The organism is Chitinophagales bacterium (assembly GCA_017303835.1).
Classification (GTDB): Bacteria; Bacteroidota; Bacteroidia; order Chitinophagales; family Chitinophagaceae; genus JAFLBI01.
Genome location: JAFLBI010000001.1, coordinates 1,244,619 through 1,256,651 on the forward strand (window position 1 = coordinate 1,244,619; position 12,033 = coordinate 1,256,651).

The following is a 12,033-nucleotide window of genomic DNA, read 5'->3' on the forward strand; positions in this document are numbered from 1 at the left end:
TTATTGCTCTGCTTCAAACCATTCTGAAAAACCAAACTGCCGGAATAACTTTTCTAATTCCTTCCATTTACCTGAACAGAATTGTTCATTCATCCAACCCGATGGATGCAGCTTAATAGCTTTGCAGGCAAAACTCAATTCCAGTATAGATATAATCTTACCTTTCGCATCATAAAACAAGATGGCATGCTTGGGTTCAAAGCAAGGCACTTCTGTAATTTTCTTTTTTGCTGGGGTGATGTAGAACAAGAGCTTGGCAAGATTCAATTGATCTGTCGTATTCAGCCAATAGGACCTACGCCAATTGACCGTATCGATACGCAGGCTATCCAAATGGAATTCACCATTGCGAACAGTATGAAACTCTTTGATCAGGCTAGCAATGCGGAATATTTTATACTTCTCCGTGCCGGTGTTTTCTAATTTTTCATAACTCACCAGACGTACGCCTGCGGCACCTTGAAACGGATATGCACTTAGCAACCGTTCAGGCGGCATGGTTTGTTTGAATACACAATCTGACTGGGGGGAGGTCTTCTGTGCAGATACAATCACCACTAAACACTGTATAATCAGTAAAAGCAGTAGTCTCATAATTGCACGATACAGAACTGCTGTTCCGTACCACGAGATGCATGATACAACATTTGTAGAAATTCGGCACCAAACTTTCCGTAATAAATAGCAAAGTTTTCGGCACGTTCCTGCAAACTATCACCTGGAAATAACTGTGCACGCAACTGTGCCAACTGATTTTGCTGGTCTGCATATTTACGCTTCTCGGCACGGAACAACTTTTTCTCCAAGCCTATCAACTTATGCATGGCTTTCTCTTTCAATGCAGCCGTATGAGGCACCAGCGTTGCATCAATCTTAGCACTGATCTTAGCCAACTGCGCATAAAATGCTTCCAGCGCTTGCTTTTCCTGACCAAGACTTAACTGATTTGCAGATTGATTACGCACCAATTGCTGCATAATGGCATCAGTCTTTTGGAATAAGTCTTTGATGGATAAAGACAAAGCCGCAATCTTTTCCTGCTGTGCTTTTTCCATCAGCAAAAAAGAGTTGCGCAAAATCAATACCGGATAAGGTACTTCAGCTTTAGTAAAGACCTGCTCCAATTCCATCCAATATGCCAGTTCTCCCCCACCGCCAATAAAGGCGATATTGGGTAAGATGGTTTCCTGAAATACGCCACGCAAAATCACATTCGGACTAAACCGTTCGGGATAGTCATGCACTTCTTGTAGCATGGCATCTTTGGTGAATCGTAGATTCAAAGCATGCACCACATAATCTTCTCCATCTGCTTCAATCCGTTCGCGGTGGTTATCGATGAGGTAAAATAAATTGATATCCCTACCACTGGCTTGCACTTTGTATTGCTTTGCCAATGCAGTAGCTGTCTGTTCAACCGCTGTGTGCGAGAATCTGGTCGTTAGTTCTTTTTCAATCACCGGAATAAACGCAGCTTTTAATGCGCGACTATCCGGTACAACCACCAATAAGCCAAACTCCGCAAAAAGCTGATGCACCAAATCAAATGTGGCTTCTTGTATGCTTCTACCCTTTGTATAACAATTTCTAAACAGCTCAGCTAATGCAGGGCCATTGGGCAATACACCAATTTGTCCGTACACCGCTTCAATGAGTTGCAGGAATTCATTGTCCACCAACATCCTGCCTACCGCTCCTGTTTGCTTGGTATTCCAGCGGTGCGTATGGCCTTGTAATTTGATATAACCCAACTCATCCAAATCTGCATCCTCACTGCCCATGTAATACACAGGTACAAAATGTTGTTCAGGCATTTCTGCCGACAATTCATCTGCCAACTTAATGGCATGCATGATTTTGTAAATGAAGTATAAGGGACCAGTAAAAATATTCGGCTGATGTGCTGTTGTGATCGTATACGTATTGTCCTTTATTAATGCATCGAGATGGGCAGCTTGCTTTGCAGATAAAGATTTGCCTGCATATTGTGTTCTCAACGCATCTACCAATAATGTACGATTTATTGAGAACTGATTGCGTTGTGCCATTGATGTGCGAATGCCCGCCGCATCAGGACGAAAACGATAGAACTGCTGTAATTCAGGTGCATTGTGGAGATAGTCCTGTACCAGGGTAGAAAAATATCCTGTGTCGGCATAAGGAATATAGGTACAGTTTATATCCATGTAACAAGCTTTATCGGCAACGAATTAACAGCTTTTTGTTTGGCTGCACAAACCGCTTACCATACTACCTCACCTTCCAGATCGTAATCGTAGGCTTTGGTGATTTTCACGTTGTAGAATGCACCAATCTGTAATTTTTTGCTGGAGTGGATTACTACTTCGTTATCTACTTCCACACTATCAAATTCTGTTCTGCCCAAATAGCGACCAGCTTCTTTTTTATCAATCAGCACTTTAAAAGTCTGACCAATCTTCTCCTGATTCTTCTCGTAGCTGATCTCCTGCTGCACTTCCATAATCTCCTGTGCACGACGCTGTTTCTCCTCTGCCGGTACATCATCTACCAAATCGTATGCCGAAGTATTCTCTTCATGCGAATAAGTAAAAATACCTACACGATCAAAGCGGTGCAGGCGCAGAAAATCTTTCAGCTCTTCCACATCAGCTTCTGTTTCGCCGGGAAAACCTGCAATCAAGGTTGTACGTAAACAAATACCCGGAATTTTTTCTCTGATCTGGTTGATCAGCTCCGTCATTTCCTCACGGGTGATCTGGCGCTTCATCGCCTTCAGCATGTTGTTGCTGGCATGCTGCAAAGGCATATCCAGGTATTTACAAATATTCGGATGTGCGTTGATCGCATCAATGATCTCAATCGGAAACTTACTGGGATACGCATAATGCAAACGAATCCATTCCAGTCCTTCTACCTTGGCTAAAGCGTCCAAGAGTCTAGGCAGCTCGCGCTTCTTGTAAATATCTAAGCCGTAATACGTCAACTCCTGTGCAATCAGCATCACTTCCTTCACACCACGCTTCACCAAAGCTTCTGCTTCAGCTACCAATTGCTCAATGGGCTTACTCACGTGCTGGCCACGCATCAAAGGAATGGCACAAAACGCACAGGTTCTATTACAACCCTCACTGATTTTTAAATAGGCATAATGCTGTGGTGTACTCAACAAACGCTCACCTAACAATTCACTCTTATAATCTGCTTCAAATTGCTTCAACATCAAAGGCAATTCCATCGTACCAAACCAAGCATCTACTTCTGGAATTTCTTTTTCCAGATCACCACGATAGCGTTCACTCAAACAACCGGTTACATATACTTTGTCGAGCTTACCTCTGCGCTTCAACTCTACTTGATCTAAAATCGTGTTCACACTTTCTTCCTTGGCCTTATCAATAAAGCCGCAGGTATTCACCACCACAATATTGTGATCGAGTTTTTTGTTCTCATGGACTACGGCAATATCATTGGCTGCAAGCTGACCACTCAGCACTTCACTATCCACCAGGTTTTTACTGCAACCCAGTGTAATAATATTGACCTTGTCTTTCTTCAGTGTTTTAGCTTTCATGCTGCTTATTTATGTATCTCACTGGTGAAGTGAAACTCGATATCCGGATTATTGGTAATTTCTGTATTCAGGAACCATTCGCTCTGCGCCAGATAAACAGGATGACCATCTTTGTCCTCTCCTGAATTCTGTTGCTTGAAACGCAGAAACTCTTCCAGCTTTTGCTCGTTTTTACTGGTTAACCAGCAAGCTTTATAAAACGGCAGTGTCCTGAATTCGCAGGCTGCGCCATATTCCTGTAACAAACGATATTGGATCACTTCAAACTGCAGTTCACCCACACAACCGATGATTTTCTTATTACCACCAAACTGCGTGAAGAGCTGGGCAACACCTTCATCAGTAAGCTGACTAATTCCCTTCTCCAATTGTTTGGTCTTCATAGGATCCCTATTCACCAATTCTTTAAAGATCTCTGGCGAGAAGGATGGAATTCCGGTGAAGTAAAAATCTTCTCCTTCAGTTAAAGTATCACCAATCTTGAAATTACCTGTATCAAACAAACCCACCACATCGCCAGGGAAAGCATCTTCAATCACGTCCTTGCTTCTGGCCATGAAGGAATATGGGTTGCTGAAACGAATGTCTTTATCTAAGCGAACGTGGTGATAATATTTATTGCGTTCAAACTTACCGCTACACACACGCATGAAAGCAATACGATCGCGGTGCTTGGGATCGAGGTTGGCGTGAATCTTGAAAATAAATCCGCTGAACTTGTCTTCACCTACACCCAACATACGCGCAGTAGTTGGTCTGCTACGTGGTACAGGTGCAATGCGGATAAACGTATCCAGCATTTCCTTCACACCAAAATTGTTGATAGCACTACCAAAGAAAACAGGCGCTACCTGACCATTCAGATAATCTTCCTCATCCAATTCACCGTGTACTGCTTCTACCAGCTCTACATCTTCTCTTAAGATGCGCGCATCCGTATCGCCAATTTTTTGATCGAGCAGTTGATCATTGATATCACCAATGGCTACCACATCCTCATCATTGGCCTTGGTGTTGGCAGTGAAGAGTACGAGACTCTTGTTATGAATATCATACACACCTTTGAAGTCCTTACCACTATTAATAGGCCAGGTCATTGGATGCAGGGATATCTTCAGCTCCTTTTCAATTTCTTCCAACAGATCAAAACGGTTTTTACCATCACGATCCATTTTGTTGATGAATACAATCACCGGTGTATCGCGCATGCGACACACTTCCATTAGTCTTCTGGTTTGTTCTTCCACACCATTCACACTATCCACTACCAGAATAACGCTGTCCACCGCGGTCAGGGTACGATAGGTATCTTCTGCGAAGTCTTTGTGACCGGGTGTATCCAGCAGGTTGATGAGGATATTGTTGTATTCAAAGCTCATCACCGATGTGGCTACCGAGATACCACGCTGGCGTTCAATTTCCATGAAGTCGCTGGTGGCGTGCTTCTTGATTTTATTGCTCTTAACCGCACCGGCCGTTTGAATGGCACCACCAAACAAGAGGAATTTTTCCGTCAAAGTGGTTTTACCGGCATCCGGGTGAGAAATGATGGCGAAGGTCTTCCGTCTGTTGATCTCTTTTTCGTACTTCATAACAAGGCCGCAAAGGTACTGTGAAAGCAGCAGTTTATCAGAAGGCAGGGTAACAAAAAACGGGCTGCTTGTTTTCAAAGCAACCCGTTCGTTATCAAGTACTTACTCCCTTTTAGCTTAATGCGCGGAAGTCAACCGGCACCAGTTTGCTCACGCCGGGCTCCTGCATGGTTACACCATAGATCACATCCACCGTACTCATGGTCATCTTGTTGTGGGTAACAATGATGAACTGAGAGTTCTCGCTGAACTGCTTGATCATATTGGTAAACTTACCCACGTTGGCATCATCCAGCGGGGCATCAACTTCATCCAGAATACAGAAAGGCGCTGGCTTGATGAGGTAGATAGAGAACAGCAATGCTGTTGCAGTCAAAGTCTTCTCACCACCGCTCAACTGAGTAATCGATGACGGACGCTTACCCTTGGGCTTGGCCACAATATCAATTCCAGTTTCTGCCAGATTCTCCGGATTCTCCAGAATCAAATCAGCCGTATCTTCTTCTGTAAACAAAGCTTTAAACACTTTCTGGAAATTTTCACGCACCTTATTAAAGGTTTCGAGGAATTGCTGGTTAGCCGTAGCTTCTACTTCCATGATGGTTTGCATCAGGCTTTCCTTGGCATCTACCAGATCATTCTTCTGCTCCAGAATGAATTCATAACGCTTCTTCATTTCCTGGAAAGCTTCAATGGCCGTAGGGTTTACTTCACCAATATTTTCCAGACGCTTCTTCATTCTATCTGCTGAAGCTTGCAAATCTTCCAGCGGTGTTTCTGTGGTTCTTGGCTGATCAAGAATATCATCCAACTCAATGCGGAACTCTACATTGAGTCTTTCCTTCATACCAGCCAACTGCAGTTTCAGGTCATTCAGCTTGTCTTTGATTTCACCCAACAGGTGCTCCACCATTTCCTTGCTCTTCACTTTCAAACGCAGACTGCTTTCTTTTTCCTGAAGTGCATTGCGGAGATTATAATAAGCCTGATCAGCTTCATTCAATTTCAGTTCTTCTGCTTGTTTCTTGCGCATCAACTCCAGCAAACTGTCTTCGCTATTGGCGAGTGCTTGCTGACTTTCTTCGATGCTGCTTACTGCTTCAGTCAACTGTGCAGAATTGTTTTCAATCTGGTTACGCAAATCATGCAACTGGTTTTGCTTGAACTCCAGTTCCTGACGCGTAGCCGTGATCTTACTCTGCTGACGTGTTAATTGCAGATTGCCTTCATTGAATTGTGCAGTAGCGGCATTGTAATCCTGTTCAGCGAGTTGATAATCTTGCTCTACCAAACGCATTTCTTCAGCCGTATTGCCCAACTGCTCATTCAGTTGCGCCAGCAGATCGCGGGTATCGGCAATGGCATCCTGCTCGTCTTGCAAGCGATGCTCCAGATCCTGCAAACGCTGTACACCATTCTGTTGTGCAGCCTGCAGGTTTTCCATTTTATTTCTCGTAGCAAATACCTGATTAGTGAGCTGGTTGATTTCGTCTTGTGTCTGACGAATCGCATGCTCCTTCAATTGCTCATTGTACGCAATCACTTCATTGTGGCGCAGTTGGATATCTGCTTTCAACGCATTCACCACAGCTTCCTGTGCCGTGATTTCTTCGATGAGTTTTTCTAAGTTTTTAGCACGACCAATTTTCTTCCCTTCAAACAAACCAACACTACCACCGGTAAGCGTGTATTTGCCTTTCACAAACTTGCCGCTCTTCTCCAATACCACAGCCCCGTTGCTGTTTTCAATGGCTGCTTCTGTTTCAGCGATATACACATTGCCTAAAAGGTATTCTGCCAGCTTGCGGTATTGCGCATCCACTTCAATCACATCCATCGCAGCCACTGTGCCTTCCGGCTGATGTGTTTGATGGGTGTTCTCATTCAATTTATCCAGCAAGAAGAAATTGGCCTTACCTTTTTTGTGGGCATCCAATAAATGTATGGCTTGCAAACCTTCTTGCAAGTTGTTCACCACATAATAGTTCAAGTATGGCTCCAGCACATTTTCTACTGCTGCGCGATACGCTTCTTTTACGTAGATGATGTCAGACAGAATTGGCGCAGTGTGGTTCCACTCCGGATTCTTGTGGAGGAACTTCACACTCTCCGGATAGCCTTCCATGGAATCAATCAGGCTCTTCAAAAGATCATGCTCGTTGCGCTTGGCATCCAGCTTACGGTTTTCTTCTGCCAATTGGTTGCGCAAACCTTCCAATTGCGATTGCGCTTCCAGTATTTGTTCCTTGGTACGCTCATGCTGATCCTGCAATTGCTGCAAATCAATGCGACGCGTTTCCAATAATGCTTCTTTTTCTTCCAGCTCGCGGCTCAGTTGCTGTAACTGTGCTTCGCGGTTATGCTGCTCTTCTGTTTGCTGTGCATGGGCACGCTGCAGGTTTTGGATAGATGTATCCGCAACGGCTACCTTCTTTTCTGCATCAAACTGGTTGCGTTGAATCTGCTGATAGTTACCACGCAGTTGATCCACTGCACCACGCTTCTCATCAAACACTCGGCGCTTGTCTTCTACTTCCATCTTCACCGTATCCAACTGCGATTGTAAATCCTGCAATTTGGATTCTTCGTCGGTGATTTGCTGCTGACTGAAGACAATCGAATCTTCAATACCCTTGAGCTGACCTTCGGCCTTATACAAGAAATCCTTCAGGTTGGTTTCCTTCTCCTTCAGGTAATGCAGTTTCTGGTTGGCCAGGTTCTTCTCGTTTTCTTTGGTACGCAATTCCTGCACCAAATCATTGAACTCATGCTGCATGGATTGCAATGCACGCTCTTTCTCAATAAAGCCTACTTTCTCCTGTTCCAACGCAGCTTCATCGGTGGCAATCTCTGCTTCCAGTTGCACACGCTTATTCACTTCCAGCTCTTGCTGCTCGTTCAGTTCTTTGTAGGTGATATTGAAACCTTCCAAAGCTGCTTTGGCGAGTTCTACGGAAATCTCTTTGTAGTCTTTCTTAATCTCGTAGTATTTCTCTGCCTTCTTGGCTTGGTTCTCCAAAGCCTTGAGCTGGTTATTGATCTCGAACAACAAGTCTTCGATACGATTCAAGTCTTGCTCTGTTGCATCGAGTTTATTTTTCGCTTCCTTCTTTCTGGTTTTGTAGATGGAAATACCGGCAGCCTGTTCCAACATGCGGCGACGGCTATTGTCCTTATCCTTGATGATATCATCCACCATACCCAATTCGATGATGGCATAGCTGTCGGTTGAAACACCCGTATCAAGGAAGAGGTTATGGATATCTTTCAAACGGCATTGCACATCGTTCAGGCGATATTCGCTTTCGCCATTCTTGTAGAAACGGCGGGTGATGGTAACCGTGCTGAATTCTGTTGGCAGGAGGTTCTTGGTATTCTCGAAGGTGAGGCTTACTTCAGCCAAACCACTGGCACTTCTTGTTTTACTACCGTTGAAAACCAGGGCTTCGAGGTTTTCGCTACGCAGGGCGGAGATTTTCTGCTCACCAATTACCCAGCGGATGGAATCCACGATATTGCTCTTACCACATCCGTTGGGACCAATGATGCCGGTGATACCCTCGTCGAAGTTGACAATTGTTTTATCGGCAAAGCTCTTGAACCCCTTGATTTCTAATTGTTTTAATCTCACTTCAGCAAACTTTTTTGTCAACTGCGAACATAGCAGAATTGCGCCAAAAAAGGCAGTGCCCACAGGCGCTTGTGGACAAGTAGTGCGAAAAAATCAATACTTAAAAAAAATGTTGATTCTGATTGACATTAAAGTTTATCAAATGAAACTTAATTAATTGATTATGATTTAATTAAGCAAATTAATTGAAGCAATAAAAAAGCTAAAAAATATCATTTTACATTTCCTAACCCTGTCTTATTTTGCAGCATGCACATGAGTAAGCGATTGGTGTTCTGCGTTAGCAATGACCTGAACTTCGACCAGCGTATGCAACGTATTTGCGGTACACTGGTGGAAGCAGGCTACACCGTTACCCTCATTGGCAGAGAAAGCGCCGATTCTCCCCCATTAAAACCGAGACCCTGGCAGGAAATTCGTCTGCCGGTTAAAGCCCAAAAAGGCTGGCAGATGTATGCCGGCTATAACTGGAAACTATTCTTGGAGCTGAGAAAACTGTCGGCCGATGCCATCTGCGCTATAGATCTCGACACCATCATACCCGTTTGGCTGGTATCCAAGCTGAAAAAGACCATCCGGATTTACGATGCCCATGAACTTTTCACTGAGCAAAAAGAAGTGGTTACCCGCCCACGAATCCACCGTTTCTGGAAATGGATTGAACGCTGTTTTGTGCCCAGTTTTCCCCATGGCTATGTGGTGAACGCTTTCATGCGGGATTATTTTCATACCGCTTACGGGGTGGATTATGCAGTTGTGCGGAATATCCCGCTCAAAAGATCGGACCTACCCAAACCCGCTGAGCCCAAATTCATCCTCTACCAAGGTGCCATTAATGAGGGTCGATGCTTCGAACAACTGGTGCCGGCCATGCGTGGTATACAGGCTCAACTACATATCTACGGAAAGGGCAATTTCGAAACCCAGCTTAGGCAACTGGTAAAAGACTATCAATTATCAGATAAGATAAAAATATTTCAATCAGTTGATCCAGAAGAACTTAAAAAGATTACTTCACAATCCAGTTTAGGATTAACCTTGTTCGAAAAGACCGGATTGAACCAGGAATATTCTCTCGCTAACCGTTTCTTCGACTATATGATGGCAGGCATTCCGCAGGTCTGCGTCAACTTCCCCGTGTACAAATCCATCAATAACGACCATCGCTTTGCCCTCACCATCAGCAATACCGAACCGGCTACCATTGCCAAAGCCGTGAACAAATTATTGAATGATCCTGTTTTGTATGCTGAGCTGCAGTCTAACGCACTGCTGGCCAGAGAGTCACTGAACTGGGAAACCGAATCGGCCACCCTGATTCAGTTCTACCAAAACCTCTTCCCGGCCAAGGCTTAAGGACGACTATTTTGGAAAAGCACTTGCACATTATTGCCCTGAATGTTCCCTTCCCCGTAGACTACGGTGGTGTGGTTGACCTGTTCTGGAAACTACCTTCTCTCCAAGCACAGGGGGTGCATATTCATTTGCACTGCTTCGATTACGGTCGCGGCCAACAGCCCATCCTCAAAAAATACTGTGCTTCGGTGAATTACTACGAGCGACAGCAAGGACATAAAGGCTTTTCTACTTCCGTACCCTATATTGTGGCCAGCAGAAAACATGAGGGATTACTGAACAGATTACTGGAAGATGATTACCCCATCCTCATGGAAGGCGTTCATTGCACTTGGCTACTCAACGATCCGCGCTTTGCCAAGCGAAGAAAGTTTGTCCGCATACATAATGTAGAGCACAAATACTACCAGCGACTCTTTCAAAATAGTACGGGCCTATTCCGCAAGCTCTATTATGCCAATGAAACCAGGCTCCTGAAAAAATACGAGCACTGGATGGCCGATAAAGCCACGGCTTATTGGGGCGTTACACATGAGGACGTGAATTATTATCGCCAGCAATTGAATTGTAACACCATTGATTACCTACCTGTATACCTACCGGAAGATTGGAAAGTGAGCGGACTCGAAGGCATGGGTAGTTATTGTTTGTATCATGGCGACTTAAGCGTACCGGCCAATGAACAACAAGCAAGCTGGTTATTAAAAGAAGTATTCGGCAAGCTGAAAATACCCTTTGTGATTGCAGGTAAAAATCCATCGGATAAACTGCAAGAACTGGCACATCGACAACAACATACTTGCATCGTGGCCAACCCAAGCGAATTGGAAATGCAAGACATGATACGCAAAGCGCATATCCATGTGTTGCCATCCACACATACCACAGGTATTCAAATCAAACTATTGAATGCTTTGTACAATGGCCGCCACTGCGTGGTGAATGATGCCATGGTGCAGGGCACGGGTCTGGAATCTGCCTGCTTTATCGGTAATAGCGCTAATGCGATGCAGGAAATCATTGCACAATTGCATTACAAGCCCTTTACCGATGAGGAACTAAAAATCAGGGAAAGACTTTTGGGCAGCATGTTCAGCAATGAAGCCAATGCCCGCCAACAAGTAAAATGGATCTGGGGCGAATAATTATTGCTGCGGATTAGGCACCCAGGTACTGTCCACTACTCTGCCACGTTCTGTCTTCAACATTCTGGAAGGATAGCGATTGATCACGATGAAATCGTGTGTTGCCATGATAATGGCTGTACCATAGTCTTTGGCAATCTGCACCAACAATTGCATGATCTCATCACTGGTCTCAGGATCGAGGTTACCCGTTGGTTCATCTGCCAGTAAGAGTTTGGGGGAGTTCAGCAAAGCACGCGCAATATCTACACGCTGCTGCTCGCCACCACTCATTTCAAATGGCATTTTAAAGCCCTTGCTTTTGAGGCCAACTTTCTCCAGTACATCGTGGATTTTTTCTTCCATCAAACGTTCGTCTTTCCAGCCTGTGGCTTTTAATACAAACTTGAGGTTATCCTGTACATTACGATCAGTCAGTAATTGAAAATCCTGAAACACCACGCCCAGGTTTCTGCGCAAAAAGGGCACATTTTTCCAGGTGATATCGCGCAGGTTAAAACCAACCACAGAGCCCTCGCCCTCTCTCAAAGTGAGTTCGCCATACAAGGTTTTCAGCAGACTGCTTTTACCCGTACCTGTTTTACCCACGAGGTACACAAATTCACCACGCTCTACGGTAAAGTTTACGTCTTGCAGTATCAGGCTTTCACCCTGATAAATATTCACGTTCTTGAGAGAAATCACAGTTTCTGGCATAATCACGGTTTTAAACTGGCTGCGCGTGTATAACGCTCAGGCACCCCAAAATACTATGCA

8 protein-coding genes are annotated in these 12,033 nt (G+C 44.5%); 2 read left to right on the top strand and 6 right to left on the bottom strand.

The window, feature by feature from the left end; genetic code table 11:
- From J0L83_05705 to smc, 5 genes are all read right to left on the bottom strand, one after another.
- Window positions 1–594, bottom strand: coding sequence for a hypothetical protein (locus J0L83_05705; protein MBN8664043.1), 594 nt, complete (start codon window positions 592–594; stop codon window positions 1–3).
- Entirely contained in the window at window positions 591–2,186 is a 1,596-nt protein-coding gene (bshC, locus tag J0L83_05710) for a bacillithiol biosynthesis cysteine-adding enzyme BshC (GenBank protein MBN8664044.1), read from the bottom strand. Before bshC ends, J0L83_05705 begins: the two co-directional genes overlap by 4 nt.
- A gap of 56 nt (window positions 2,187–2,242) precedes the next feature.
- Window positions 2,243–3,553, bottom strand: a complete 1,311-nt coding sequence (gene rimO, locus J0L83_05715; protein ID MBN8664045.1) for a 30S ribosomal protein S12 methylthiotransferase RimO — start codon at window positions 3,551–3,553, stop codon at window positions 2,243–2,245.
- Window positions 3,554–3,558: 5 nt separating this feature from the next.
- Window positions 3,559–5,145 carry a peptide chain release factor 3 gene (locus tag J0L83_05720; protein ID MBN8664046.1) on the bottom strand — a complete coding sequence of 529 codons (1,587 nt, stop codon included), beginning with the start codon at window positions 5,143–5,145 and terminating at the stop codon, window positions 3,559–3,561.
- 112 nt (window positions 5,146–5,257) lie between these two features.
- Window positions 5,258–8,776, bottom strand: coding sequence for a chromosome segregation protein SMC (gene smc / locus J0L83_05725; protein MBN8664047.1), 3,519 nt, complete (start codon window positions 8,774–8,776; stop codon window positions 5,258–5,260).
- A 450-nt stretch (window positions 8,777–9,226) separates the two neighbouring features.
- Between smc and J0L83_05730 the strand changes: the two genes are divergently transcribed.
- Window positions 9,227–10,132: a glycosyltransferase gene (locus J0L83_05730; GenBank protein MBN8664048.1), complete on the top strand. Its 906-nt coding sequence runs from the start codon at window positions 9,227–9,229 to the stop codon at window positions 10,130–10,132.
- A gap of 11 nt (window positions 10,133–10,143) precedes the next feature.
- Complete coding sequence (locus J0L83_05735) at window positions 10,144–11,277, top strand: glycosyltransferase (protein ID MBN8664049.1); 1,134 nt, start codon at window positions 10,144–10,146, stop codon at window positions 11,275–11,277.
- Here J0L83_05735 and J0L83_05740 read toward each other — a convergent pair whose 3' ends face one another.
- Window positions 11,278–11,973 (bottom strand): ATP-binding cassette domain-containing protein, encoded by a 696-nt coding sequence (locus J0L83_05740; GenBank protein ID MBN8664050.1) that lies wholly within the window; start codon window positions 11,971–11,973, stop codon window positions 11,278–11,280. It abuts the gene before it with no gap.
- Between the last annotated feature and the right edge of the window lie 60 nt (window positions 11,974–12,033).

Bases quoted from the DNA above. Each gene is read 5' to 3' on its own strand.
- rimO (MBN8664045.1), bottom strand. From the start codon at position 3,553: ATGAAAGCTAAAACACTGAAGAAAGACAAGGTCAATATTATTACACTG.
- J0L83_05730 (MBN8664048.1), top strand. From the start codon at position 9,227: ATGTATGCCGGCTATAACTGGAAACTATTCTTGGAGCTGAGAAAACTG.
- J0L83_05705 (MBN8664043.1), bottom strand. From the start codon at position 594: ATGAGACTACTGCTTTTACTGATTATACAGTGTTTAGTGGTGATTGTA.
- bshC (MBN8664044.1), bottom strand. From the start codon at position 2,186: ATGGATATAAACTGTACCTATATTCCTTATGCCGACACAGGATATTTT.
- J0L83_05740 (MBN8664050.1), bottom strand. From the start codon at position 11,973: ATGCCAGAAACTGTGATTTCTCTCAAGAACGTGAATATTTATCAGGGT.
- J0L83_05720 (MBN8664046.1), bottom strand. From the start codon at position 5,145: ATGAAGTACGAAAAAGAGATCAACAGACGGAAGACCTTCGCCATCATT.